Source organism: Nannocystis bainbridge, assembly GCF_028368995.1.
Lineage (GTDB): Bacteria > Myxococcota_A > Polyangia > Nannocystales > Nannocystaceae > Nannocystis > Nannocystis bainbridge.
Genome location: NZ_JAQNDL010000001.1, coordinates 1,805,612 through 1,830,443 on the forward strand (window position 1 = coordinate 1,805,612; position 24,832 = coordinate 1,830,443).

A 24,832-nucleotide genomic window follows, 5' to 3' on the forward strand; every position below is an offset into this window, starting at 1 on the left:
TTCACCGGGCGACGCGCGACGCCCGGGCCTGGCGCACGCCGCCGAGCGTTCGCTCGCCGATCAGGTACACCTGCTCGTAAGCGTCGAGGGCGAGCCCGTGCGCGGCCGAGGGCTCGGTCCCGATGATGAAATGATCGAAGTTGAGGCCGGGGAGCTCGCGGCCGTAGAGCGCGCCGCGAAGGCCGTCGCCGACATCCACGACGCCAGCGAACAGGAGCGCGCCGTGAGCGGTCCATGCGACGCCCGTCCCGTACGCGACCGATGCCGGCAGCTCGCTCGTGTAGTACGTCCTCTTGCTGCCGTCGAACGCCTGCACGGTGATCCGCTGCATGCTGCCGTCGTCGATGCTCTCGGAGCCGGTGACGACGACGCCGCCGTCGGGGTGCTGTCCACCCGCGAGGAACATGCTGTGGCGCCACACGTTCACCGACTCGGCAACCGCCGCCGGGCCGAGCTCCGCGCCGGTGTTCACGTCGAGGCGCACCACTATGCCGCGGCTCCTCTCCTTGTTGAGTAGCCCGTCGTGTTTCCCCGTGCTCGCGCCGACCACCCACGCGACGCCGTCGGCGACGACGACGTCGAACGCGAGATCGTCGAAAGTGTGCTTGAGGTCCGCCTGTCCCTCGGGGAAGTAGTCCCACAGCTTCGCGCTCGCCGTGGCCACGTCCTCGCCGCTCATCCGCCAGTACACGACGTCCATGTCACCGAGGCCCGATCCGCCGAACCCCACCGCGAAGAAGCCGCCGTCGTCGGTCACGCCGATGCCCCGCACCGTGGCGCCGGGCTCGGTCGGCGCCTCGATGCCGGTCGCGTGGCCGTCGGCGTCGAGCAGGACGATCCGCGGCTGCCACTTCTTGTTCGGGTTCACGACGTTCATCGCCACCCACATCCACCCGTCGGCCCGCACCGCGATCGCGTCCGCCGAGCCCTCGCGCGTGTCGAGAACGATCGTCCCCTCGGCCCACATCTCGCCGCCGTTGGCCGCCGAGCGCTTGCGGATCGCCGGCTTCATCACGCCCTCGACCTCCACCGCGCCGACCTCGATCAAGTCGCCCTCGGCAGTGGCGGCCGCCCGTCGCGTCGTCGAGGCCGGCGGGGCGAGCACCGCCCAGGCTTGCCCGCCGGGCGCCGGCGTCGACACCGTGAACGGCACCGGCGGCCAGCTGGCGGCGAGCGGCCCGTGGGTCGCGCTCACCTCGACCACGTGGTCGCCGTTGTCGACGGAGCCGTAGCACGGCGCGAGGCCCAGCCAGACGCCGCCGCCCTGATCCTCGAACGGCTGCAGCTCGACCCCGTCGAGCGTCGCGCGCACGGCCGTCGCGTGCTCGGCGTGCACTGTCACCGTGACCGGCCCAGCGAGGTGAACCGAGGCGGGCACATCGACGGACAGGATTTGCGGCAGCAGCAGCTCGCCGTCGACCGCGGTGGTCGGGCCCGCCTCGCCGGAGCTCGAGACCTCACCGGTGGCGGTCGCCTCGGAGCTGCCCGTCCATGGAGCGGTCGTGTCCTCGACGCCGGTGGTCCCCGTCGTCCCGCTGCCCTCGCTACCTGTCCCCATGGACATCTGAGCGTCGTGGGCCAGGAACGCAGCGTAATTCGGCGCATCACGACATGAAGCCAGCGCGAGCAGGACGACGACCAGGGCCGATTGGCGAGCCATATCAGAAGGCATACACGACTCCAGCGCCGCAGGCGCGAACTCGCGCCCGTGAGGCCGCGCGCGGCCTCACGATGAGCACAGCCAAACTTGTAAGCAGGATTACACCTCCGACGATACCGATGGCCATCGCGGTCCCGTCGAGTCGGCGATAGCGGTTGTTCGCATCCTCGACCGCCGCCACCTCGCCGGGCATGAACTCGCGGCCCACTGCGTTCGCGTCGATCGTGGCGATCACCTCGTTGGCGCGAGCGCGGCCCGCGAGTGCGCCGGCCATCCAGCCCCGCATACCCAGGCCCACGGCGCCCTCGCAGCGCCTCGTCCCTCCGGCGAGGCGGCCGCGTCGAGCCGCGATCGATGCGTCAGGGCTGCTCGATCGCGTGGCGGCGCAGCAGGCGGTAGATGTACGTGCGATCGACCCCCGCCGCCTCGGCCGCGCGCGCCACCTTGCCCCCGTGCAGGCGCAGCAGCCGCTCGAAGTACCCGCGCTCGAACTCGGCGATGATGCGCTGGCGCTCCGCCGCGTACGGCTGCGACGCGTCGATCACCAGCTCGTCGCTCCCCGGCCCGGCCTGCTCTGCCAGCGGGCCCATCGTCCGCAGCACCGCGCAGCGCTCGAGGTAGTTGCGGAGCTCGCGGACGTTGCCGGTCCAGGCCGCCTGCTGCAGGCGGGCCACGAACGCAGGCGCGCGCAGCGGCTCGGCCGCCTCGCCGCGGACCGCCAGCGAACGCAGCAGCTCGTCGACGATCGCCGGGATGTCCTCCGGGCGGCGGCGCAGCGGCGGCATGTGGATCGTGATCACTGCCAGGCGGAAGTAGAGGTCGGCGCGGAACCGGCCCGCGTTGACATCGGCGCGCAGGTCGCGATTCGTCGCCGCCACCACGCGCACATCGACCGGTCGATAGCTGTTGGCGCCGACGCGGCGGACCTCGCGGGCCTCGAGCACGCGCAGCAGCTTCGGCTGCAGGTCGAGCGGCAGCTCGCCGACCTCGTCGAGGAACAGCGTGCCTCCCGACGCCTCCTCGAACGCGCCGACCCGCCGCTCCGTCGCCCCGGTGAACGCCCCCTTCTCGTGGCCGAACAGCTCGCTCTCGAGCAGGTTGCCGTGGATCGCCCCGCAATCGACGATCACGAACGGCCCCTTTTGACGCGCCCCGGCGCGGTGCAGCGACTGCGCCGCCTGGCTCTTGCCCGTGCCCGTCTCGCCCTCGAGCAGCAGCGTCACGTCGCTCTCGGCCGCGCGCTCGAGCAACGCGAAGGTCGCCCGCATCACCGGCGACGCCCCCGACAGCGACCCGAACGACGTCGCCTCCGACAGCGGCACCTCGTTCACCTCGGCGCTGAGCTCGAGCTGCAGCGCCGAATTGCCGAGCCGCAGCACGCTGCCCGCCCGGGCCCTGGCGTCGCGCACCTGCACCCCGTCGAGCACCGTGCCGTTGCGGCTCTGCAGGTCGAGCACGCGCAGCTCGCCGGCCTCCGCCACCACCTCGCAGTGGAACCGCGACACCGTCGGATCGGCGAGCACCAGGTCGTTGCTGCGGTGGGCCCCGAGCGAGCAGCGCGCCCCGCTCGACTGCCACACCTGCCCGCGCGCGGGCCCCTCGATCACCGTCAAACGGAAGCGACGGACGTCGAGCGGCCCGCCGCGGCCGCCCTCGCACACCGCCGTCTCGCCCTTCGCACGCGACAGCTCCGCCCCCTCGTCGTCTCGCCGGCCGGTCACCGCCTACGCCTACGCTCAAACGCCGGCGAGGGCAACGAGGCGCCCCCCGGCCCGGCCCGTGCACGGCCCCGCCACCGCGAACGCCCGCCCGCGGACGGCCGCGCCACAAGCCCGGCGCCCGGCCGCGACCTGTCCCTTTCGCCATGTCGCCCGCCCGCGCCGAAGTGCTGGTCCTCACGGGTCGCAGCGCGGGCGCGAAGGCGACCCATGGCGCGCGCGGTGGCGCAGCGCGCCGCGACGTCAGGGCACCCGCGCCCGCACGAGGATCGGCGCCGCCCTCACGACTTCGGCGCGAACAGCTCGCCGCTGAAGCGGCCGCGATCGTGCGCCTGCTCGAGGTTCGAGATCGGGCCGAGCGGGACGATGCGCGTCGGGTTCACCTGCGGGTGGCTGCGATAATAATGCTCCTTGATGTGATCGAGCCGGCACAGCGCGGCCACCCCGGGCAATTGATAGAGGTCGCGCAGGTAATTGGAGAGCTGCGGGTAATCGACGATCCGCCGCAGGTTGCACTTGAAGTGCCCGTGGTAGACCGGGTCGAAGCGCAGCAGCGTGGTGAACATGCAGAGGTCGGCCTCGGTCACGACCTCGCCGCACAGGAAGCGCTGGCCTGCGAGCACGCCCTCCCAGTGATCGAGCGCCGCGAACAGCTCGCGCACCGCCGCCTCGTACGCGGCCTGCTCGGTGGCGAAGCCGGCCCGGTACACCCCGTTGTTGATCGGCCCGTAGATCTTCTCGATCGTGCGATCGATGCTGCGCTGCAGCGGCCGCGGATAGAGCGTGATGGGCCGGGTGTGCAGCGCCGCGAACTCGACGTCGAGCATGCGCAAGATCTCGCGCGACTCGTTGCACACGATCGTCGCGCGCTCGCGGTCCCACAGCACCGGCACCGTGGTGCGACCGCTGAAGCCCGGGTCGGCCCGCAGGTAGATCGAGCGCAAGAAGCGGGCCCCGAAGATCGGGTCGGGCACGCAGCCGTCGCGGTCGGTGAAGGCCCAGCCGTCGTCACCCATGAACGGATCGACCACCGAGATCGAGATCGTTTCCTCGAGGCCGAGCAGCCCGCGCGCCAGCAGGGTCCGGTGGGCCCACGGGCACGCGTGGGCGACGTAGAGGTGGTAGCGACCGGCGAGCGCCGGGAAGCCCGAGCTGCCGTCGGCCGTCACGCGCTCGCGGAACTGCGACTCCTGGCGCACGAAGTTGCCGGCCTCGTCCGGCTCGTACCACTTCGTCGTCCACACCCCGTCGATGAGCATGCCCATGGCTCCGGTCCTCCGCGGCGACAACCATGATCGAAAACGCCGGCCGGGCCACCGCCGCCAGCACGCCCCCGGGAGCCCGAATCCGGGTTCGGCGGTCAACCCCCGTCGAGCTGCTGCAGGGCCATCGAGTACAGCTCGCTCTCGGTGAGCTGAGCGAAGCGCGCGAGCGACTTGAGCTGACCCTCCAGCTGCGGCAGCAGCAGCATCGCCGCGATCATCGTCAGCTTCCTGAGCCCGTCATCGCGCGCCGCCATCCCGGCGGCGAGCAGGCCGAGCTGGTGCAGCGCGTTGCGCACGGGCGCATAGCTGAAGGCGCCCGCGTGCTCGCGGATCCACGCGCGGATGGCCTCGATCGCCGGGGTCAGATCCTGGTCGCGGCCGAGGACCTCGATGGCGCCGTGGATCGAGACCGGCCCCTGAAAGAACGTGCGCAGCAGGTCCCGCTGGCCGCGCAGCGACGCGTAGGCGTTCTGGATCACGTAGTCGGGCGTGCGCACCACCAGCGCCCCCGGGACCGCGACCAGGCTCGCCTCGCCCGCGATGACGACCCCGAACTCCTGGGCGACCCGCTCGATCTCCGGCTTGCAGCGCGGACGCTCGCGGTACAGCTCGACGAACAGCGTCTCGTCGAGCATGCCGTTGCGCTCGAGCGTCATGGTGACGCCGTGCGCCAGCAGTTCGGCGGTGACGACCTCGGGCGGGATCTGGTTGGCGATCTGTCGCCCGCCCCACTCGGCGATGAATTTGCGCAGTTGCGGCGGCTCGAACAGCTCGAGCAAGAGCGACTGGATCAGCTTGAGTTTCTCGGCGGCGAATTTCAGCATGGCTACGAGCGTGGTGCGCCGCGGACCGGCGGACGATCACCTCGTAGTGCGTGACCCAGCTCCGCTGCCGGCCATCGGCCCCGATCATGACCGCGGGTCTGCTGGCGCTCCGCCCGATTGGCTGCGCCCTCGCTCCGCTCGTCGGCGACATAACCGCCGCGCGGACGAGTGAGTCGGCCGCGATCGTTGACCTGTCCTTCGAGACATCTCCTATCAACGACGATCGTATCACGCTGAGCGTGAGGACCGGCGACGTTCGGCTGAACCCGCAACCGCTCGCCTCGACCGCCAGGGTCCTCGCAACGCGAGGACCGCGTCGAGCGGCACGCACCGCGATCGCCCGCCACGGGGCGCGCGAGCGCCCCGCTCGCATGACGATCATTGGAACATGCCGAAGTTGCCGAGCACGATCCACAAGAGGATGAAGATCAGGACGGTGCCAATGACACCACCGCCGAGCTTCCAAGCCCCAACACCCGCGACTGCACCTCGAAGAAGTTTGCTCATCGTGATACCGGCATGGTCGGTTTTTGCTCGCGCGCCAGTGCGCGAAGTGCGTCCCGCGGTCGGCTCGATCACGACGGTCGCCGGGGGCTGCTCCGCGTCGTCGCATCGACGGCGCCGACCGACCCTCGCCGCGCATCGCGGAACGCCGATCTTCGGCCGCTCCCCTGTTCGTTGTTCTGTCGAGGTCGTTGGATGCGACGGGCCCGAAGGCCGGGCTTGACGCTTCGCCTGCGGCCCGGGGTCAGGTTGGTGGGGGTGCGACAGGAGCGCACTCCCGCGGAGGCGACAGCGCATGCGCCGAGCGACACTGCGGTCGGCCCGCCGCCTTGTTCGCGCGGGTCAACGGCTCGCGCCGCTTCAGTCCGCCGGGTGGTAGACGATCTCGTCCCACACGAGCTCGCCCGTGGCGGCGTCGATCGTGCCGCCGTGGGCCAGCTGCTGCATGTCGAACGCCTCGATGACGCCATCGACGCACGTATAGGTGCCCTGCAGGCCGTAGTCCGAGAGCTGGTGATCGAACGTGTCGGCCGTGAACTTCAGCTTCCACGGGCACATCTCGAGCCCGTTGGGCCCCTTGCCGCACTCGAGCTCCTCGTCGCTGAGGAACAGCTTGCCGACCAGGAACGAGCAATCGTCCACCGGCGCGCCCGTCGAGCTCGAGGAGCCCTCGGTGGTATCGACGGGGCCGGTGCTGGTGCTCTCCGTCGGGTCGGTGGTGCCGGGGGCCTCGGTGGTGGTGCTGGTGGTGGTGCTGGTGCTGGTCGGCTCGCTCGTGCCGGTCGTGCTGGTCGTCTCGCTCGTGCCGGTGGGGCTGGTCGAGTCCGTCGAGTCCGTCGACGCGCTCGAGTCCGTCGACGCGCTCGAGTCCGTCGCCTCGGTGGTCGTCGTCGAGTCGGTGCCCTGCACCTGCGGGGAGCAGGCCAGATGGGCGCAAATCAAGGCAAAGCAAGGCAAGAAACGCATACGCGGAGCCTACGAGAGGCCGCGGGTGGCGTCGAGCGCGTGGTGCCCGCGAGCGGCGAACCGGCTGGCTCGCCGCTGGTCGTGCGGGGCGAAAACGCCAGGGTCCGCCGTCGCCGCCCGATCGAGGCCGCATCACGACGACGCCGCCGGGCTGGCGCGAAGGACAGCCCGCGCGTCTCGCCTTGAGGTCGCGCCGGTGCCAGCGTACCGTGCTCTCGGGCCGCCGCGAACAGGGCCCGCAACATGGTCGACGGGAGAAGCCGAGGACGAGCTGCCGGGCCGGCGTGGGCACGCCGGGCGCGGAGCATGAGCGTGCGGCTCCGGCCCCGCGCGCCCGGCTCCGTCGCGCTCGCTCGCCTCGCAGGCGCGACCGGCCACGGGAGGACTGCATGAAGACATTCGGCAAACAGGCAGCAGGCCAGCGGCTCGAGCGGATGCGGGCGTCGCCGCGCTGGGATGGTCACGCCTTCAAAAATCTGCACCCGGTGCTGCCCGATCTGAAGACTGGCGGCATGCCGGGCATCGGCGAGTTGCTGTGCGGCCCGCGGCGCTTCCCCGGGGCCCCGCTCCCGTCCGTCGATCCACGCGCCGCCTGGTCGCGGCGGCCGGACACGGGCCTGCGCGCCACCTGGCTCGGTCACTCGACGGTCTTGCTCGAGATCGGCGGCGTCCGGATCTTGACCGACCCGGTGTGGGGCGAGCGCGCCTCGCCGCTCGGCTTCGCCGGCCCGAAGCGGTTCCAGCCGATCCCCGTGCCGCTCGCCGCGCTCGCCGACGTCGACCTCGTGCTCATCACCCACGATCATTACGATCACCTCGACTATTCGACGATTCAGGGCCTCGTGCGCGCCGCGGTGCCGTTCGTCACCAGCCTCGGCGTCGGCGCCCACCTCGAGGCCTGGGGCATCCCCGCTGCGCGGATCACCGAGCTCGATTGGTGGGAGAGCGCGCGTGTGCCCGGCAGCGACGTCGTCGTCACCGCCACCCCCTCGCAGCATTTCTCCGGTCGCAGCCTCGGCGCGCGCAACACCACCTTGTGGTCCGGCTTCGCCGTGCGCAGCGATCGCCACGCCCTGTTCTTCAGCGGCGACACTGGCCTGACCACCGAATACAGCGACATCCGCGAGCGCCTCGGCCCCTTCGACCTCGTCATGCTCGAGGTCGGCGCCTTTCACCCTGGCTGGGGCGACATCCACCTCGGCCCCGAGCGCGCCCTCGCGGCCCATGAGCTGCTCGGCGGCGGCCTGTTCTTGCCGGTCCACTGGGGCACCTTCAGCCTCGCCACCCACGCCTGGGACGACCCCGCGGAGCAGCTCGTGGCCCGCGCCCCCCGGCTTGGCGTCCACCTGGCGATGCCTCGCCTCGGCGAGCCCTTCGAGCCGGCCCGCGTCGGCGACGTCGAGCCGTGGTGGCGAGCCAGCGCCGCTGGCGAACGCAGCGAGGCCCCCGCGGACGCGCCCGAAGTCTCCGCCGAGGACGCCGCCGCGCTGCCCTGGCCCCTCGATTGAGGGCCAAGACCACGACGCGACGGCGCCGGCGATGGCTCATCCTCAGCCCGGCGGCGGCGGCGGCGGCGGCTTGTCGAAGCAGACGCCGATCTCGAGGATCATGTAGAGCAGCACCAACTCCTGCGGGTTCAGCCCCGGGTGATTGTCGCTCGAGTTCTCGAAGGTGCTGTACATCATCCGGCCGCAGCCGTACTGCCCGGTGATCGCCATCGGCCGGATCATCTGCGGGTTCGAGCAGCTCCCGCACGGGCCCTCGACCCACGTGTGGTGGCCGACGTCGATGTCCTTGCCCTCCATGTCCTGGACGATGACCGGCGAGATCGTATCGATGCCCGAGTAGTTGAGCCGCGTCAGGATGCCGGGCAGGTTGTTCAGCGTCGGGTTGCCGCCACCGATGTCCTTGAGCGCCGGCGGCAGCGCCTGCAACCAGGCCAGCATCTCCGGGTCGACCACCAGGCCGTTGGAGTCGTAGGCCGGCTGGATGTCCGGCATCGCCGGCGCGTGGAACTCCTGGTAATCGGGGAACGGCGCCTCGATGTACTCGTTCGAGTGGTCGGTCGCGTACCACTTGCCGCCCGCGGCCACGTAGGCCTTCACGTTCTCGCGGCGCGAGTCCGGCACGTTCGGCGCGCCGACCCAGAACTTCGTCGTCGCGCAGGGCACGAAGATGATGTGGTACTTGTTCATCTCCGTCAGGTTCTCGAGGAACGTCGGCGAGTCGTCGTTCACGAGCGTGAAGCTCTCGGTCCCCGGGATCAGCGCGCCGGTCCCGTCGACCTGGCCCATGCCGAACTTGGCCAGCACGTTCTTCACCTTGTCCGGATCGGTGTCGTAGACCGCGATGCGCGGGATCCACATCCCCGCGTCCGGATTCCACTGCCCGGGCAGGTGGGTCTGCTCGACGGGCAGCGCCGTCTCGCCGGGCGCGACCGCCAGATCGATCACGCGCAGGAACTGCCCCTTCTGCATCACCAGCTTCTGGTTCGGCCCCGAGACCGCGGGCAGCGAGAAGCTCCCGTCGGGCCCCGTGAAGGTGTTCGGCGTGTCGCAGGCGAGCTTGACGCACTCGGAGCAGAACACGCCGTCGACCGGCGGCTCCACGGGCCCGTCGGTGACGTAGACCAGCGCCCCGGAGATCGGGAGCTGCAGGTTCGGCGCGTAGACGGTGCCCGTGAGGTTGGCGTCGGGCGTGAAGCTGCAGCCGTCGGTGTCGATGCCGCCGAGGTCGCCGCCGCCGATGTCGAACTTGGGCCCGCCGGGCCCGCCCGTGGTGACCGCTTCGGTGGTGGTGGTGAGCGTGTCCTCGCCGGGGCCGGTCGAGGTCGTCGAGGTGCTCGTCGGGGCCCCCGTCGAGGTGCCGGTCGAGGTGCCGTCCGACAGCGTGCCCGGCAGCGTGGTCAGGGTCCCCGGGGAGCTCGCCTGCGTCGCGGTCTGCCCGGCGCCGTCGTCGGAGCAGCCCGAAGCGAGCGCCGAGACCAGCGAGAGCGCCCACCAGGACGTGGCAGCGAACATGCGAGGCCGATCGTCGAATCGATGCACCGCAGCACCTTACACCGGGCTGCGCTTCAGAGTCCAGGGCCCCAACCGCGACGACCTCGCCAGGGCCCGGGGCCGCGGCACCGGGCCCGCGGAGAGAGGTCACGCTTGCCCGTGCAAGCACGACGCAGATTGCGGCGACCAGGACTCCTCATGGCCTGACCTTTCGGACATGTGACTTCACCGTCAGGCCGCACGCGGGCGCCTCGCGGCGAGCCGCCGCCCGGGGCCCGATCCAGCATGACCTCGGGGACAGGTTCGGAGCCGCGGTCCCGCGGCACCCGTATCCCGGCAGCTCTCATGGAAGGCGGCCCGACGAGACGGTCACCGCCACGGGCGGCGCGAGCGCCGGCCCTCGAGGCCAGGTCCCGAGAGCCACGCGCAGCGCCCCGGTCTCACTGGGGCGCGCCCGCGGCGATCCAGTCGTAGATCCGCCGGGCATCGGCGTCTCCCAGACCCGGTGAACCCAGCGGCATCTTCGCCCCGCACATCTCCCCATCATCGAGGGCGGAAGGTCGGACCCGCAGCCACAGCACGCTCTCCTCCGGCGCGCCAGGGACCACCCGCACGCTCATGCCGCACGACGCCTGCGACGCCGCCGCCCCGACCAGGTTGGTGTACGCAGTGGCCTCGTCGAGCAGCTCCGGGTCGTGGGCCATGCCGCCGTGACAATAGTTGGAGAGGCACCCCTGCGCCGCGAAGATCGTCGCGTGGATCTCGCTGAAGGTCGGCGCCGCCACGCCGGTCTCGCTGGTCTCACTCGCCGTCGTCGAGGACGACGCTTCGGTCGTCCCGCCGTCGCCGCTCGAATCGCCGGTCGGCGCCCCGGTCTCGCTGGCGTCCTGGCTCGAACCACTGCCGGGCTGCCCGCTGGAGTCGCCGCTGGAGGAGCCCGGCTCCGTCGATCCGTCGCTCGTCGTCACGGACGGCTCCGGGCCGCCGCAAGCGACGAGCACGGTGAAGGCCAGCGCGCCGGCCCGGCAATGGGCAGAGATCGACAAATGACGGTAGTGCATGGAAGGTGCTCTCACGATCATCGTAGGGGCCGCGCCGGGCGCCGACAATTCGTAAGTTCTTCACACCGCTGTATGGCCGGGCTATTCGCCGCCGACGAGCGCGAGCACGTGGACGCGCCCGCTCTGCTCGCCGACCAGCGCCCCCGCGCCGTCGGGCCGCACCGCCCCGGAGCCGATCTTCGCGTCGCCGACGAACCGCGCCAGCAGGCGCCCAGACTCGAGCTCGACCAGCCGCGCGCTGCCGTCGGCGACGATCGACGCCCGCCGCCCGTCCAGCGTCACGCTGAGCGCCAGCAAGGAGGGCTCGCTGTCGCCGTCGTCGAGCGCGACCGACAGCTCGCGCACGAGCTCCCCGCGGACCACGTCGAACTCGCGCAGCGCCACCCGACCGTCCTCGACGCACCCCGCCAGCACCCGCTCGTCCGTCGTCTTCACCACCTGCATCTCCCCCTGCTGCGTCGCCGTCAGCACGTGGAGCGGCCGCGCCTCCGGCAGCGCCAGCACCTGCACGACGCCGCCGTCCACCGCCACCGCCAGCCGCCCCGCGTCCGCCAGCAGCAGCCGGTCGAAGCTCGAAGTCCCGCTCGCCTGGTGCTCCGCCAGCTTGATCCGCCGCTCGAAGTCCCACACCTGCAGCGACCCGGCCCTGTTCATCCCGAATGTGGTCACCACCACCAGCCGCTCGTCGGGCGTCAGCTCGAGGCCGGTGACCTGCATCGACGACCCGGCGAACAGCTCCGGCGCCCCGCCGCGCTGCACGTCCCAGATCGCCAGCTCGCGGTTGACCGCGCCGGTCAGCACGCGCGCCCCGTCGCGCAGCGGCACCAGATGCTTGAACCAGTACTCCTCCTCCATCGCCGTCACCCGCTCGCCGCTCGCGACGTCCCACGACCACAGGTGCCCGCGCGACGAAGTCACCACCATGCGCGACCCATCGGGCGTGAAGCACACCGCCGACAGCAGCGCCACGTCGTGGTGGAACGCCCGCACGTGCGCCCCCGTCGCGACGTCCCACAGGTGCACGATCCCGTCGCTCGAGTGCGTCGCGCAGCGCCACCCGCCCGGCGCCGGCGTCACCTCCGGGCTCCACCCGCTGTGCCGGGGGAACTCCGGGGCCTGCAGCGCCGCCTCGACGTCCCACACCCGCAGCGAATGATCGCTGCCGCCCGACACCAGCGTGCGCGCGTCGGGCGAGAACCCGACCGCCGTCACCGATCCCTCGTGCCCGTACAGCGTCGCCCGCGGCGTCCCGTCGGGCGCGAGCAGCCGCACCGTCGACGACGCCGTCGCCACCAGCTCCGGCGCCACCGCGACGTCCTCGATCGGCCACACGTGCTCTCCGCCGCGAGCTACCTGCCCCCCCGTCGATGGGTCCCAGCGCACCAGCTCGTCCTCGGCGCTGTAAAGCCCGCCGTCCGGCCCCTCCCACATGCGATTGGGGAAGTGCTTGTGCCCGACCCCGCTGTCGTTGTTGCGCGACAGCGTCAACCCCATCACCTCGCCGCGGTACCCGGAAGACCCGTCGAACAGCGTCGCCACCCGCTCGCCCGTCGTCACGTCCCACACCGCCAGCAAGTTGTCGGTCGACGCCGCCGCCACCCGCGTCCCGTCCCCCAGCAACGCCAGCGCCGTGATCGCCTTGCGGTGCCCCTCGATCACCCGCACCTGCGCCCCGCTCGCGAGGTCCCACACGCGGATCGTCCCATCGTTCGAGCCCGACACCACCTGCCCCGCCGCGTTCGCCAGGGCCCGCCGCACGTACCGCGTGTGCCCGCGCAGCCGGGTGATCAGCAGCCAGTCGGCCGTGTTCCACACCCCGATCGTGCCATCGTCCGACGCCGTCAGCAGCCGGTCGCCGGCCGGCGTCAGCGCCATCGCGTTGACCGTCGCCTGATGCCCGAGCAGCTCGCCGAGCAGCTCTCCGGTCGGCAGGTCCCAGCACAGCACGCGCCCGTCCTCGCCGCTCGAGAGCAGCGTGCGACCGTCCGCCGCCACCAACACCGCGCGCACCTCCTCGGTGTGCCCGATCAGCGTCGCCCGCAGCGGGCTGCGCGGCGGCTCCAGGCTCGCCGCCAGCGGCTTCAACCATGCCCCCGCGCGCCCCGTGAAGAACTCAGGCGGCAAAGCGCCGCCGAGCCGCCCCGCCAGGTGCGCCGCGAGCTGCCCCGAATCACGCCTCAGCGCGTCCGCCGAGCGCTCGATCGCATCGGCCAGCAGCGCCTCGCCGACGGCTCGCAGCTCGTTTGCCAGCCCGACCGCCCCGAGCTCGCCGAGCCGCCGCTCGAGCGCCGCGAGGGTGAGCGGCGCGCCGCGCCCCGCGTCGGTGGAATTGCCTGGTGCGCGCGACCCGTCGGACCCCTGGACCATCCCACGCTTATCGCGAGCCTTCGCCGCGCTCGCCACTCAATTGCGACCCTCGGCGATTACGGGACCCGCCCCGGCCCCGGCGAAACACACACGACCCGCCACGGTGCGACAGACTCTGGGCGCACCGGACAGCGAAGCAACACAGGTTCGAATGTTCACGGCGATCCTCCTATTTACAGTCGATTACACACGACCAGAACGACAGCGTATTCGGATAGCAGCCGCACGCGGGCGGGCTCGGAGGCTCGTCGCAGTAATGCCACCAGGGCTCGACCTTGCGCCCGCGCTCCCCGTGGCCGTGTCCCGGCAGCTCCCGCACCCGTGATCGGCGGGGGCATCGTCGTTGCTGCCGTTGCTGCACACGCCGAGGCCCGGGTCGGCCTCGCCGACGGGCGGCGCCTGCCCGATACCTATGCTGAGCGAGTTGCGCAGGCGGAAGACCTCGCTCCGACCCCACGGCTCAGCTCGCCGCGCTCGCGCCCCGGCCCCGACACGCGCAGCACGTCGATCGCCGCTCCACGCGGCCGCAGCGGCGCCCGTGAGGCAGGCGCGACTTCGGCCCACGCGAGTCATCACGAAGGATGCGCCCGATCGACGCCACGAAGCAGCGCGCTGCGATCATTCGATACACACCGAGCTCGCCGATGCCACGCGCCCTCTCGATCGTGCGGACCTCCGTCGCTGGCCGCTCCACCCGTTACCGGCAGATCGAGCCCACCGCCGGCGACCGCCCGCTCCTGCTGGTTCACGGCCTCGCCTGCTCCAGCGACGCCTTCTTGCCGACGCTCGAGCACCTCGCCGAAGCTCCGCGCGGCGGCCTCGTGCTCGCGGCCGACATGCCCGGTTATGGCGAGTCCGAGGGCCCGCGGCAGGCCCTGGGCATGGCCTCCCTGGGCGAGTGGCAGGCTCGCTTCCTCGACGCCGTCGCGGTCGAGCGCGCCCACGTCGTCGCCAACTCGATGGGCTGTCAGGTCGCGCTCGCCCTGGCCCGGCAATTCCCGGAGCGCGTGGCCTCGCTGACGCTGATCGGGCCGACGACCGGCGACCAGTTGGAGTCGCCGCTGCGCTACGCGCTCGGGCTCGTCGCGGACTCCGTGTTCGAATCGGCGGCCTACAACCTCACGCTGATGCGAATGACGGCCCAGATGGGCGCGCGCCGGTACCTGGCGAGCGCGCGCGAGATGCTGCGCGATCACCCGATCGCGCTCGCGCAATCGGTGCAATGCCCCGTGCTGGTGCTCCGCGGTCGACGCGACTGGATCATCCCCGACCGGGTGGCCATGCGCCTGGCCGAAGCCTTGCCCCGGGGGCAGTTCTCGCACGTGTCACGGGTCGCGCACGCGATCCAGTTCGATCGGCCGGTCGAGCTGTGCGAGCGGCTGTCGGCCTTCATCGCCGAGGTCGAGGCTTCGAGCGCGGACCCGGAGCTCGAGGAGACCGGCAAGACCGGCCACGGCTGAAACGGCGCCGCGAACGAGGCCGTCACGAGCGTGGACGCGCGTCATGCGCGAGCGTGCGGCGCGGAGGCTGGCTCGCCGTGACGGTCCTGCTCATTCGGCGAAGCGAAGCTCCCATGAACGACGGGGCCCGGTCCGATTCGCGGCGGATCCACCGCCGCGGCGATGAGGCTCGCGCCTGCGATGCGCAGGAGGGTCACGACGCGCGCCGCTGTCGCTGGCTCGCCGCGGCTTGACGTCCGCTGCCGCCGGCGGGACAGCTACGGCATGAAGGACGCACCCTTGCTCGACCTCGTGCTCGCCCGCCGCAGCGCCCCCGTCTTGAACGACCCGGGCCCGACCCATGCCGAGCTCGCGCGCATCCTCGCGGCCGCGGGCACGGTGCCCGACCACGGCTCGCTGCGCCCCTACCGATTCGTGGTGGTCGAGGGCGAAGGGCGGGCGGCCTTCGGCGACGCGCTGGCCCAGACCGCGGCCGAGCGCCGGCCCGACATGCCGGCCACGGGCCTCGAGAAGATCCGCGCCAAGGCCTTCCGCTCGCCGACCCTGATCGCCCTGATCGCCTCGCCGCGCAACGACAAGATCGAGCGCTGGGAGCAGCACGCCACCGCCGCCTGCGCCGGTTATGCGGTGGTCCTCGCCGCCCACGCGCTCGGCATCGGCGCCAACTGGAAGAGCGTGCCGTTCACCCGCGGCGCCGCGCTGACCCGCGTGCTCGGCCTCGAGGCGGGCGAGGACATGTTCGGGTGGATCCACCTCGGCCGCGCCAGCGACGACACGGCCCCGGCCCCGCGCGCGCCGCTGGTGCTCGCCGATGTCGCCACCGTGCTCGACGGCAGCGGCGCGCGGCGGGCCTTCGACGCCTCGTGATCGGCGCGCGTCGTCGGGCTCAGCGCGGGAAATCGGTCGACACCGACACCGCGCGCCAGGCCGCCAGCTCCTCGGCCACGAACGCGTGCTTCGCCTCGATGGCCGCGACCGTATCGCTGCCGAGCGGCAGGCGCAGCGGCGGGTGCTCGGCGCGGGACAGCTCGACCACCGCGCGAGCGAGGCGCACCGGGTCGCCGGGCTGCTGGAGGCTGACCGACTTCGCCATCGCGCGCACCTTGCCCGCCGTCTCCGCGTAGTCGGCGATGCTCGGATCGGTCTCGACCACCGACTGCGGCTCGAGGAACTCGGTGCGGAAGTACCCGGGCTCGACGATCGTGACAGCGACCCCGAGCGGCGCCAGCTCGGCGTGCAGCGCCTCCGAGAGGCCCTCGACCGCGAATTTCGTCGAGCAGTAGACCCCGAAGCCCTGGCCCGATCGGTAGCCGCCGACCGACGACAGGTTGATGACGTGCCCCGAGCGCTGCTTGCGGAGCGTCGGCAGCACCGCGCGCGTGACCGCCAGCAACCCGAAGACATTGGTCTCGTAGAGCCGCCGCACGTCCTCGCCCGAGGTCTCCTCGACCGCGCCGATCAGCCCGTAACCCGCGTTGTTGACGAGCACGTCGATGCGCCCGAAGCGAGCCAGCGCCGCCTCGACCGCGGCCGCGACCGACTGCTCGCTCGTCACGTCGAGCGCGACGGGCAACAGCGACGCGGAGCTGCCGAGCCGCTCGGTGACTCGCCTGGGGTCCCGCGCGGTCGCCACGACCTCGTCCCCCGCCGCCAGCGCGGCAGCCGCGATCTCCGCGCCGATGCCCCGCGATGCCCCCGTGATGAACCAAACTTGCTTCGATGGCTTCGTGATCATGATGAAGTTCCTTCTGGACGAGGAGACCTTAGCGCCGGCGATCGTGAAGAGTAACGCGCCCACGATGGAAGGTTCGTGAAGCTGGGATTCACAATCGAGCCGCGGGTCTTCGCGCTCGCGCGGCGCCGCCTCGTCGCACGGCTGCCCGTCCACGTTGCGCATCCTGGGCATTGCCCTTGCGCGCCCCTCTTGAGGAAATTTTGCTCTCCTCCGCCCCTTGTCGGCCGCGGGTCCTGACGCATCATCCATCCACCGCTCCAGCGAGAGCGAGCGCGCCAGGTATCACATACGAGAGAGGAGCTCGGTGCGCGCCCGACGATGATAGGAACCCCTGCCGAGCGAGCGCCCGGACAGGAGCATCGACATTACGGGCGCGCCGCTGGCTCGGCTCCGCGGGGCCCTGAATGGACCAGACTGGAGCGTTTCATGCGATTCGCCGCGAGGCTCGCTCTTCGCACAGGGCCGATATGGCGACTCCTCTCCTCACGGCGGCCGCCGATCCGCATGACCACGCCCGCGCGGCCGATGCGAACGCCGCAGGCTCGCCGCTCCTCCGGCTGCTGGGATACGTCGGGCCGCACCGCAAATACGCCGCCCTGACGATCTGCTTCGGCGTGCTGGGCTTCGCCCTCTCGTTCGTGTACCCGTGGCTCATCGGCTCGGCCGTCGACGTGATCGTCGCGCCGCCCGACCCGGCGTTCCCGCTCGCGGCGCGCGTGGCGACCCTGCGGCGATTGACCGAGTTCGCCGCGCTGACGGCCATCGGCCACGCCGTCGTCGTCTACGGCCGCGGCCACTTCAACATCCGCCTCGGCTACGGGATCGTCGCCGACATCCGCCGCGAGCTGTTCGACCACCTGCAGAAGCTCAGCCTCCTCTTCTTCACCCGCGAGCGCACCGGGGCGATCCTCGCCCGCGTCGTCCACGACGTCCACGAGGCGGCCTCGCTGATCTACATGGGCCTCATCGTCGCCGCCCTCGACGCCGTGCAGCTGGCGATCGCGGTCGCGCTGCTGCTCGCTATCAGCTGGAAGCTGACCCTCGCCTGCCTGCTGCTGTTCCCGCTCTACATCCTCGTGTTCGCGGTGATGAACCCGCGGGTCCAGCGAGCCAGCGAACGCATGCACGGTCAGCTGACCCGGATCTCCGGCAACCTCGTCGAACAAATCTCGGGCCAGGCGCTCATCAAGACCTACACAGCCGAGCGGCGCGAGGCCCGGCGCTTCGCCGAGCAGGTCGCGCGCCACGAGGGCCTGGTCGTGGCGCAGAGCCACGAGGGCCACCTCGTCGCCTCCTTCGGCCAGCTCCTCGTCGACGTCGGCACGACCCTCGTCCTCGGCTACGGCGGCTGGCTCGCGCTCCACGGCGAGATGACCGCGGGCACCATGACCCGCTTCCTCGGCTATCTGCTCATCCTGTTCGGCCCGGTCCGGCGCTTCGCCGAGCTCAACATCGTCTATCAGACCAGCATCTCGGCGATGCGCCGGGTGTTCCGCATGCTCGAGGTCCAGCCGTGCGTCGTCGAGCCGGCCCGGCCGCACCGGGTCGCGCCGCAGCGGGGCCACGTCCGCTTCGAGGACGTCAGCTTCCGCTACCGGCAGGACTGCGACGAGTCGCGCGTGGGCCTGGACGACGACCGCGACACCTCGACCGCGAGCCTCGCCCGCGACGCTCCTTGCGTGCTCGACCACGTCACGCTCGAGGCCCGCCCGGGCGAGCTCATCGCCGTCGTCGGCCCGTCCGGCGCCGGCAAGACGACCCTGCTGTCGCTGCTGCCGCGGCTCTACGACGTCACCTCCGGGCGCGTGCTGATCGATGGGGTGGACGTGCGCGACTACTCGCTCACCGCCCTGCGCGCCGCCGTCGGCATCGTCCAGCAGGAGTCGTTCATCTTCACGGGCACGGTCCGCGAGAACATCGCCTACGGCCGCCCGGACGCTGCCGACGAGGAGATCGAGGCGGCCGCCCGGGCGGCCTACGCCCACGAGTTCATCACCCGCCTGGGCGACGGCTACGACACCCGGCTCGGCGAGCGCGGCGTCAATCTCTCGGGCGGCCAGCGCCAGCGGATCTCGATCGCCCGCGCGCTCCTCAAGGATCCGCGGATCCTCATCCTCGACGAGGCGACCAGCTCGCTCGACGCCGAGAGCGAGGCGATCGTCCAGCGCGCGCTCGAGGTCCTCATGCGCTCCCGGACTTGCCTCGTCATCGCCCATCGACTCAGCACGATCCGCAAGGCCGACCGCATCTTCGTCCTCGACGCCGGCCGCGTCGTCGAGTGCGGCACCCACCGCGAGCTGCTCGCCCGCGACGGCGCCTATACCCGACTCGTCCGCCACCAGGCCGCGGTCGGGTGATCCTCCTCGACAGGCCGCGCCCTCAGCGAGAGGCCGCTTTTGATGCCAGCGAGTCCGACGACGCTGCAGGACCGTCAGGCCTGGAACGACCGCCGGGCCGCGTGAAGTAGGCGGCGCTCTCCTCGTCCGCGGGGTAGTACGATTCGATGGCGATCTCGTCCAGCGTGATGTCCATCGGGGTGCCGAACGTGGTGATGGTCGAGAACAGGCGCAGCTCCCGTCCCTCGACGCGGACGATCATCGGGATCAGGACGTCGGATTCGACAGTCCGGCCCGGCGCCTCATCGGGGTCGGACGCCAGCAGCTCCTCGTAGAGCGCGAGCAGCTCGGCGTCGGGAGCGACGGCGAGCTGGCGCGTGAGCCGGGCGCGGAACACCGCGCGCACGTCGGCCAGGTTGACGACCAGCGAAGCGAGCCCCCGCGGGTCCAGCCCCAGCCGCACCAGGTTGACCGGCGGCCGCAGCAGGTCGGGGGCGACGTGGGCGAAGAACGGGTCGACGGCGCGGTTGGTCATGACGATGTTCCACCGGCGATCGAAGACCAGCGCGGGATAGGGCTCGTGCGCGCGCAGCACCCTCCCGACCGCGTCCCGGGCCGCCGCCAGCGCGCCGTCGTCGAGCGGCCGCTCGGCGTACCGGGGTGCGAAGCCCGCGGCGAGCAGCAGCCGGTTGCGCTCGCGCAGCGGCACGCCGAGCTGCTTCGCCAGCCGGAGGACCATGTCGGCGCTCGGGTTGGACTTGCCGGTCTCGACCAGGCTGACGTGACGCGGCGAGACGTCGGCGGCGAGCGCGAGCTCCAGCTGGCTGAGCCGCCGACGATGTCGCCACTGCCGCAGGAGTTCCCCGACCGTGTTCACGCTCGTCGAGAGTACCCGTCCGCGAGCGGAGCGCCATGAAATCGGAGTTCATCGACAGCCGTCGCGACCGCGGAAACACTGCGGCCATGACCACGGACAACAGAAACATCGTCGAACGGGCGCTGGCGCGGGTGATCGAGACGGGCGACATCGACACGCTCGAACCGCTGCTGAGCGCGGACTTCGTGCACCACCGGCCGGGCTCGAGCTCTCGGACCCGGGCGGAGTGGCTCGCCGCCGCCCGCCCGGTGCCGATGGGCGACATGCAGGTCGAGATCCAGCACATGCTGGCCGCCGGCGACCACGTCGTGATGTACTCGCAGCGCCGGCTCCCGGGCGCCGGTCCGGGGATCGCGGTCGTCGACATCTGGCGGTTCGAGGCCGGGCTGATCGCCGAGGCGTGGGAGATCATCGAGCCAGTGGCCCAGGCACCCGCCAACTTCGAGTGGTGGAAGTCCGCCGCCCATCCCCGCGGGCGCGAGGCGCCGGTGGCATGATCTCGTGGGGTGCGAATCGCTAAGCTCCGCGCCGTTGTCGGCCGGTTCGACGAGGATGCCGCGGTCCCTCGCTGAGACAGCGGGCGAGAGCTCCTCCGCCCCTCGCCCTCGACGGGTAACATGGCGCCCATGCCCACGCCGGAGCACTGCCTCGTCTTCCTCGTCGCGCTGCTCGTCGCATGCGCCGGTCCATCACCGAGCGGCGTGCGACCGCCGCCCGCGGACACGACGGCGGATCTGCTGCCGTGCGCCGGCCGCTCCCGTCGCTCCCGCGAACGCGACCCCACGCTCGGCACCATTCACGTCCGCGTCTGGTGCGAGCGGGACCACGTGATCGTCGAGCGCCGCGGCGCGGCGTGGGCGGAGCGCTGCCTCGTCGAACGCGAGCACGGTTTGACGATCTGGGATGCCGCCCGCCGCGACCAGGTCGCGGCCGCCCTCGCCGCGCTGCCCGCTCGCGCTGCAAGCCCCCCGCAGCCCGCGCCACGTCCGGACCCGCAGCCCATGACCGAGGAGCGAGCGGTCGCTATGACCCAGACGAGCTGCCCGTGCCCCCGTGTCGGCGACTTCCGCGGCGAACACTGCTGGGACCACCCGTGCGATCCGTCCCCGCTGCCGGACCCCACGCCGGCGAGCCCGACCTCCGACCAGCCCCTCGTCCCCGACCTCTTCCCGCTCGCGTCCCGCTGTTCGACCGTCCTGCAGTGAACGACGATCGCTGCGGCCTCGCCGGGCTCGAGATATCCGCCGCACGCCAGAGGCACGTCAAGCTCGTCCGCGGCCGGGCGCCCGATGGGCTCGCGCTCACCGGACGCCGGCGCGACCGGCTCGACTCGCCTGCATTTCACTCGCTGGCCGGGCAGCCAGGCACGCTCAACCGGGCCCGCGCTTGCTCCTCGAGCCGTTGCATCGCGTCATGCAGAAGATCGCTGGCCGCGAGCGACGTGCCGCGCGGGACCACCCGCGACACCTCGGCGCCGTTGCTCGCGGCCACCGCGAACGCGCCCTCGAGCACCGGCGGGTCCGCGAAGCGATAGACCAACGCCCAGCCCTCCCAGCGGGCGTCACGCACGATCGCTCGCGCGCCGGGTTCGGGGCTGTCCCCCAGCTCGCCCTGCTCGATGCGGCTCGGCCTGAAGACGACGAGGGTGTCCACGGGAGCGAGCGTCTCCGCGGCCGCGCGCAGGCCGGCGGCCTCGCTCGTCGAGGCCCCCGACTTGTCGAGCGTATTCTGCGCGTCAGCCTTGTTCCACATGCGCTGAAAGCCCTCGTCGGTCAGGTTCATGCGCTCCCACTGCTCGACCTGGGTGGGCTTCTCGAGCAGGTACTCCAGCTGCGCGAAGTGGATGGCCGCGAGCTTGCTCGTCGCCACGCGGGGAGCACACGCGATGCTCGTCTCGCTGCCCGGCGCCGGCAGTGCAGCATCGACCGCAGCGAGCCTGGTGCGGATCGGTGCGAGGGTCTCGTACGCGGACCAGAACGCCTGCGCCTCCTCGGCGGATGGGCCCGATCCACAGGCGGCGAGGAGCGCGACGAAGGGGACGGCGAACCCGCGATGCATCGGCGGCACCTATAACCCTGGCGCGACGCGGATCGCAACACCTTGGCGACGCATCGCTGGCGGACGAAGAAGTGGAGCGGATGAAGGGTCGAGGCGGCGATTCTCGGAGGGACGACGCTGTCAGCGAACCATCGCCGGGACGTCGCGGCGCTCGAGGAAATTGATTTCGAGCGCGTGGTCCCGCTGGGCGCGACTTCTCGCGGAGAGGTCTTCGAGCTCCTCGCGCGCGCGGGGTCCGTCGCCGCGTGACCCCGCCGAGAGCGCCTGCGAGTACGCCGGGGAGGGCGTACTCTCCCGTGCGTGGAGCTCGAGCTCGATCTGGAAAGCGCCCGCCTCGTTCTCCTCGGCGAGGACGGCGAAGACCGGTGGTCGGTCCGCCTCGAAGCATCGGCGCTTCGAGACGCGTGTTTCCGCGAGGCGTTCCTCTGGCGGCCCGGCGGTGTGGCGTGCGTCGGCGCAGGGGAGCATGTGTGGCTCTTCGATCTCGCGTCCGGCGCCCCTCGCCTGCACCTCGACGTTCATCGCTCCGGTTCCTCCTTCTTCGGCCATTTCGGACACGCGACTCTCGGCGACGGCACCGAGCTGCTCATCGTGCTCACCTGCACCGACGTGATCGCTATCGATGCGTCGCTGTCGATCCGATGGACGGCCCGCGACGTCGCCGTCGATGGCATCACGGGGGCTGACGGCTGCCGCGACGGCGACCGGCTGGTCGTGCACGCCGAGCGGGACCCGCCGGGCGGGTGGTTCGAGGTCACGCTCGACGCCCGAACCGGTGGCGAGCTCGCAAGCACGCCGAGCTTCTCACCGGGCTACGTCGGCAGGTACGGCGCGGGACCGGCCGAGACCTGAAAGTCGCAACCGTGAGCCGCGCGCAGCTCGCCATCGCCGGGGCGGCCGGCGCCCCGCGCGTGCTCGGACGGGCCGCAAGAGCGGGGGCGAGGGCCTCCCATGAGACATGTCCTGGAGGTCATGTCCTGCGAGACACTCGAGTCGGGGTGATCCCATGACCACTGAGGGCCTCGTTCAGTGCTATCTAAATATGGGCCCCCGGCCAGGGGCTCGCTCTGGCGAGCGGAAGGTCCGGCGCTTACTTCTGAGACGGCCGCGCATCGAGCGGCAGCGTGACGGTGAAGGTGGTCCCGACCCCCGCGGCGCTCTCGACCTCGACGGAACCGCCGTGGGCCTCGGCGCAGGCGCGGACGAACGCCAGCCCGAGCCCCCAGCTCTCCTCTGCCTTCGGCGCCCGACGTCGCTGCGAGAACACGTCGAAGATGTGCTCGCGGTGCTCGTCGGGGATCGGGTCACCGAAGTTGTGGACCGACACGCGCACGTCATCGCCGCGACGCGCGAGCCGGATGGCGACCTGCGTGTCGGCACGCCCGTACTTGAGCGCGTTGACGATGAGGTTCCACAACGCCCGGCGGAGCTCGTCGCGGCTCCACATGCCGCGAACATCCCCTTCGGCTTCGATGACGAAGCGCGGGCCGTGCTGGGCCTCGAGGTCCTGGACGACGTCCTCGGCGACCTCGCGGAGGTCGCACGCGGCGATGTTCAGCGGCAAGCGCTGTCCCGCCTCCATCCGGCTGACGTCGAGGAGGTCGCGGATCATGAGATCGACGCGCTCGAGGTTGCGATCGATCCGGGCGACGATATCGGGCCGGGCGGCCCGGTCGCCGAGCCGTACCAGGATCTGGGCGCTCATCTTGGCGCTGGCCAGCGGACCGCGGAGGTCGTGCGCGAGGATGGCCGTGAAGCGCTCCCGCAGCGCGCGTTCGGCCTCCAGCTCATCGATCCGAAGCCGCAGCTCCGCGTGCAGGTGCCCGTTCTCGAGGTGCAGGGTCATGCCCTCGCCGAGCGCTTCGATGCGCCGGAGCTCACGGGTGGAGAATGGCCCCTGGACGCGCGTGCCCACGTACATGACGCCGCGGATCCGGTCGCGCTGCGGGAGGCGCACGCCGAGCAGCGAGTGGATGCCGCTGCGTCGCAGCGCGTCGCTGACCACGAGCTCGGTCGTCGCGACGTCGTCGATGGCGACCGGCTCCGCGCTCGCGGCCATCAGGCCGGTGACCGTCGCAGGGTCGAGCGACGTCATGATCTCTTGCAAGTCGTCCTCGGCGAGCCCGACCGCGGCCTGGGTCACCAACAGTTCGCTCCGCGGATCATAGAGGAACAGCGCCGCGCACTGCGCCGCCATCGCCTCCATGATCACCGCCAGCATCTCCTTCAGGTGCTCTCCCAGCGGCGCCCCGGGTGCGTGGAGCGCCTGGTCGGCCAGCGTCCGCAGCTGTCGGAGGAAACGCTTCTCCTGCTGCTCGTCGAGCTGCATGTGCACCTGGAACGAGTCCGTCGTCCGCACCATGATGCTCTGCAGTGCGATGAAGATCCGCGCGAGCTCATCGGGGGACGGCCGTTCGTCCGCCGGGGCCATCGCTGCGCAGGACGAGATGCAACGCTCGAGGATGGCGAACTCCTCCACCGCCTCCCCGACTTCGAAGCCCCAGCGGATTCGATCCGACAGGTGGCTCTCGATGTGACGCATGAGAACCTTCCAGTCGGCGCCGCCCGTCAGCGCCGCCAGACAGACCGGCATCAAGTTCTTGAGCTCGACGTCGGACAGCCCACGAGCGGACGCGGCGCGGCTGGCCTCGCTGGCCCACGTCTTGAGGATCTCGTCACCATGACGGTCGAGGAAACCGGTCGAGGACGCCACATCATGATTGTACTCCGAGATCCGTACCGCGGCAGACAGCGCGTCGACTACACTCGATCTCCGTCGAGAACGACGTAATAAAGTCGTCGATATCGGTTCACCGATCGATCGCTTGAGCTCGAGCACGTTTGGCCGAGCGCACCAGCTTCAGCCCGCTGCGAGTGCGGTCGCCGCGACATCGAGCGGCGGACGCGGCCAGCGGCCGAGGCTGCGACGATGCATCCGCAGGTCTCGCTCGCGCGCGTGATCGTCGACGCGCTGCGGCTGCGTCGGCTGACGCCATGAACAG

21 protein-coding genes are annotated in these 24,832 nt (G+C 71.4%); 7 read left to right on the forward strand and 14 right to left on the reverse strand.

What is annotated here, in order from left to right; genetic code table 11:
* Window position 1: 1 nt before the first annotated feature.
* From POL25_RS06975 to POL25_RS07005, 7 genes are all read right to left on the reverse strand, one after another.
* Window positions 2-1,660 carry a hypothetical protein gene (locus tag POL25_RS06975; protein WP_272085119.1) on the reverse strand — a complete coding sequence of 553 codons (1,659 nt, stop codon included), beginning with the start codon at window positions 1,658-1,660 and terminating at the stop codon, window positions 2-4.
* A 1-nt stretch (window position 1,661) separates the two neighbouring features.
* On the reverse strand, window positions 1,662-1,934 hold the full coding sequence (locus tag POL25_RS06980) for a hypothetical protein (protein WP_272085120.1): 273 nt from the start codon (window positions 1,932-1,934) through the stop codon (window positions 1,662-1,664).
* An 85-nt stretch (window positions 1,935-2,019) separates the two neighbouring features.
* Window positions 2,020-3,381 (reverse strand): sigma 54-interacting transcriptional regulator, encoded by a 1,362-nt coding sequence (locus tag POL25_RS06985; RefSeq protein WP_308477890.1) that lies wholly within the window; start codon window positions 3,379-3,381, stop codon window positions 2,020-2,022.
* Between the two features lie 278 nt (window positions 3,382-3,659).
* Complete coding sequence (locus POL25_RS06990; protein WP_272085121.1) at window positions 3,660-4,643, reverse strand: glutathione S-transferase family protein; 984 nt, start codon at window positions 4,641-4,643, stop codon at window positions 3,660-3,662.
* Between the two features lie 95 nt (window positions 4,644-4,738).
* A complete protein-coding gene (locus tag POL25_RS06995) occupies window positions 4,739-5,467 on the reverse strand; it encodes a hypothetical protein (RefSeq protein WP_272085122.1) in 729 nt (242 codons plus the stop codon).
* Between the two features lie 378 nt (window positions 5,468-5,845).
* Window positions 5,846-6,046: a hypothetical protein gene (locus POL25_RS07000; RefSeq protein ID WP_272085123.1), complete on the reverse strand. Its 201-nt coding sequence runs from the start codon at window positions 6,044-6,046 to the stop codon at window positions 5,846-5,848.
* A gap of 285 nt (window positions 6,047-6,331) precedes the next feature.
* Entirely contained in the window at window positions 6,332-6,937 is a 606-nt protein-coding gene (locus POL25_RS07005) for a hypothetical protein (RefSeq protein WP_272085124.1), read from the reverse strand.
* Between the two features lie 389 nt (window positions 6,938-7,326).
* Between POL25_RS07005 and POL25_RS07010 the strand changes: the two genes are divergently transcribed.
* Window positions 7,327-8,445 (forward strand): MBL fold metallo-hydrolase, encoded by a 1,119-nt coding sequence (locus tag POL25_RS07010; RefSeq protein ID WP_272085125.1) that lies wholly within the window; start codon window positions 7,327-7,329, stop codon window positions 8,443-8,445.
* A 42-nt stretch (window positions 8,446-8,487) separates the two neighbouring features.
* Here POL25_RS07010 and POL25_RS07015 read toward each other — a convergent pair whose 3' ends face one another.
* From POL25_RS07015 to POL25_RS07025, 3 genes are all read right to left on the reverse strand, one after another.
* Window positions 8,488-9,957, reverse strand: coding sequence for a hypothetical protein (locus POL25_RS07015; protein ID WP_272085126.1), 1,470 nt, complete (start codon window positions 9,955-9,957; stop codon window positions 8,488-8,490).
* A gap of 419 nt (window positions 9,958-10,376) precedes the next feature.
* Window positions 10,377-10,997: a hypothetical protein gene (locus POL25_RS07020; RefSeq protein WP_272085127.1), complete on the reverse strand. Its 621-nt coding sequence runs from the start codon at window positions 10,995-10,997 to the stop codon at window positions 10,377-10,379.
* Between the two features lie 81 nt (window positions 10,998-11,078).
* Window positions 11,079-13,364, reverse strand: coding sequence for a WD40 repeat domain-containing protein (locus POL25_RS07025; protein WP_272085128.1), 2,286 nt, complete (start codon window positions 13,362-13,364; stop codon window positions 11,079-11,081).
* Between the two features lie 644 nt (window positions 13,365-14,008).
* Between POL25_RS07025 and POL25_RS07030 the strand changes: the two genes are divergently transcribed.
* Together POL25_RS07030 and POL25_RS07035 are read left to right on the forward strand one after the other, a co-directional pair.
* Complete coding sequence (locus POL25_RS07030) at window positions 14,009-14,824, forward strand: alpha/beta fold hydrolase (protein WP_272085129.1); 816 nt, start codon at window positions 14,009-14,011, stop codon at window positions 14,822-14,824.
* Window positions 14,825-15,088: 264 nt separating this feature from the next.
* Window positions 15,089-15,691, forward strand: coding sequence for a nitroreductase family protein (locus POL25_RS07035; RefSeq protein ID WP_272085130.1), 603 nt, complete (start codon window positions 15,089-15,091; stop codon window positions 15,689-15,691).
* 19 nt (window positions 15,692-15,710) lie between these two features.
* Here POL25_RS07035 and POL25_RS07040 read toward each other — a convergent pair whose 3' ends face one another.
* Window positions 15,711-16,559, reverse strand: coding sequence for an oxidoreductase (locus POL25_RS07040; RefSeq protein WP_272085131.1), 849 nt, complete (start codon window positions 16,557-16,559; stop codon window positions 15,711-15,713).
* Window positions 16,560-17,026: 467 nt separating this feature from the next.
* Here POL25_RS07040 and POL25_RS07045 point away from each other — a divergent pair, with 467 nt between their 5' ends.
* Entirely contained in the window at window positions 17,027-18,916 is a 1,890-nt protein-coding gene (locus POL25_RS07045) for an ABC transporter ATP-binding protein (RefSeq protein WP_272085132.1), read from the forward strand.
* A 22-nt stretch (window positions 18,917-18,938) separates the two neighbouring features.
* Here the strand turns inward: POL25_RS07045 and POL25_RS07050 are convergent, their stop codons facing one another.
* Window positions 18,939-19,772 (reverse strand): helix-turn-helix domain-containing protein, encoded by an 834-nt coding sequence (locus tag POL25_RS07050; protein ID WP_272085133.1) that lies wholly within the window; start codon window positions 19,770-19,772, stop codon window positions 18,939-18,941.
* Between the two features lie 86 nt (window positions 19,773-19,858).
* Here POL25_RS07050 and POL25_RS07055 point away from each other — a divergent pair, with 86 nt between their 5' ends.
* Together POL25_RS07055 and POL25_RS07060 are read left to right on the forward strand one after the other, a co-directional pair.
* Window positions 19,859-20,269, forward strand: a complete 411-nt coding sequence (locus POL25_RS07055) for a nuclear transport factor 2 family protein (RefSeq protein ID WP_272085134.1) — start codon at window positions 19,859-19,861, stop codon at window positions 20,267-20,269.
* 129 nt (window positions 20,270-20,398) lie between these two features.
* Complete coding sequence (locus POL25_RS07060; RefSeq protein WP_272085135.1) at window positions 20,399-20,977, forward strand: hypothetical protein; 579 nt, start codon at window positions 20,399-20,401, stop codon at window positions 20,975-20,977.
* Window positions 20,978-21,113: 136 nt separating this feature from the next.
* On the opposite strand, the gene POL25_RS07065 is transcribed toward POL25_RS07060, so the two are convergent.
* Window positions 21,114-21,830 (reverse strand): hypothetical protein, encoded by a 717-nt coding sequence (locus POL25_RS07065; protein ID WP_272085136.1) that lies wholly within the window; start codon window positions 21,828-21,830, stop codon window positions 21,114-21,116.
* Between the two features lie 300 nt (window positions 21,831-22,130).
* On the opposite strand from POL25_RS07065, the gene POL25_RS07070 reads away from it, so the two are divergent.
* Window positions 22,131-22,682 (forward strand): hypothetical protein, encoded by a 552-nt coding sequence (locus POL25_RS07070; protein ID WP_272085137.1) that lies wholly within the window; start codon window positions 22,131-22,133, stop codon window positions 22,680-22,682.
* 238 nt (window positions 22,683-22,920) lie between these two features.
* Here the strand turns inward: POL25_RS07070 and POL25_RS07075 are convergent, their stop codons facing one another.
* Window positions 22,921-24,543 carry a sensor histidine kinase gene (locus tag POL25_RS07075; protein ID WP_272085138.1) on the reverse strand — a complete coding sequence of 541 codons (1,623 nt, stop codon included), beginning with the start codon at window positions 24,541-24,543 and terminating at the stop codon, window positions 22,921-22,923.
* Between the last annotated feature and the right edge of the window lie 289 nt (window positions 24,544-24,832).

What these genes read in the sequence shown, in the direction of transcription:
- POL25_RS07020 (WP_272085127.1), bottom strand. Translation starts at nt 10,997, where the DNA reads ATGCACTACCGTCATTTGTCGATCTCTGCCCATTGCCGGGCCGGCGCG.
- POL25_RS07025 (WP_272085128.1), bottom strand. Translation starts at nt 13,364, where the DNA reads ATGGTCCAGGGGTCCGACGGGTCGCGCGCACCAGGCAATTCCACCGAC.
- POL25_RS06995 (WP_272085122.1), bottom strand. Translation starts at nt 5,467, where the DNA reads ATGCTGAAATTCGCCGCCGAGAAACTCAAGCTGATCCAGTCGCTCTTG.
- POL25_RS07065 (WP_272085136.1), bottom strand. Translation starts at nt 21,830, where the DNA reads ATGCATCGCGGGTTCGCCGTCCCCTTCGTCGCGCTCCTCGCCGCCTGT.
- POL25_RS06990 (WP_272085121.1), bottom strand. Translation starts at nt 4,643, where the DNA reads ATGGGCATGCTCATCGACGGGGTGTGGACGACGAAGTGGTACGAGCCG.
- POL25_RS07040 (WP_272085131.1), bottom strand. Translation starts at nt 16,559, where the DNA reads ATGATCACGAAGCCATCGAAGCAAGTTTGGTTCATCACGGGGGCATCG.
- POL25_RS07005 (WP_272085124.1), bottom strand. Translation starts at nt 6,937, where the DNA reads ATGCGTTTCTTGCCTTGCTTTGCCTTGATTTGCGCCCATCTGGCCTGC.
- POL25_RS06980 (WP_272085120.1), bottom strand. Translation starts at nt 1,934, where the DNA reads ATGGCCGGCGCACTCGCGGGCCGCGCTCGCGCCAACGAGGTGATCGCC.
- POL25_RS06975 (WP_272085119.1), bottom strand. Translation starts at nt 1,660, where the DNA reads ATGGCTCGCCAATCGGCCCTGGTCGTCGTCCTGCTCGCGCTGGCTTCA.
- POL25_RS07035 (WP_272085130.1), top strand. Translation starts at nt 15,089, where the DNA reads ATGAAGGACGCACCCTTGCTCGACCTCGTGCTCGCCCGCCGCAGCGCC.
- POL25_RS07015 (WP_272085126.1), bottom strand. Translation starts at nt 9,957, where the DNA reads ATGTTCGCTGCCACGTCCTGGTGGGCGCTCTCGCTGGTCTCGGCGCTC.
- POL25_RS07060 (WP_272085135.1), top strand. Translation starts at nt 20,399, where the DNA reads ATGCCCACGCCGGAGCACTGCCTCGTCTTCCTCGTCGCGCTGCTCGTC.
- POL25_RS07030 (WP_272085129.1), top strand. Translation starts at nt 14,009, where the DNA reads ATGCCACGCGCCCTCTCGATCGTGCGGACCTCCGTCGCTGGCCGCTCC.
- POL25_RS07010 (WP_272085125.1), top strand. Translation starts at nt 7,327, where the DNA reads ATGAAGACATTCGGCAAACAGGCAGCAGGCCAGCGGCTCGAGCGGATG.
- POL25_RS07055 (WP_272085134.1), top strand. Translation starts at nt 19,859, where the DNA reads ATGACCACGGACAACAGAAACATCGTCGAACGGGCGCTGGCGCGGGTG.
- POL25_RS07045 (WP_272085132.1), top strand. Translation starts at nt 17,027, where the DNA reads ATGGCGACTCCTCTCCTCACGGCGGCCGCCGATCCGCATGACCACGCC.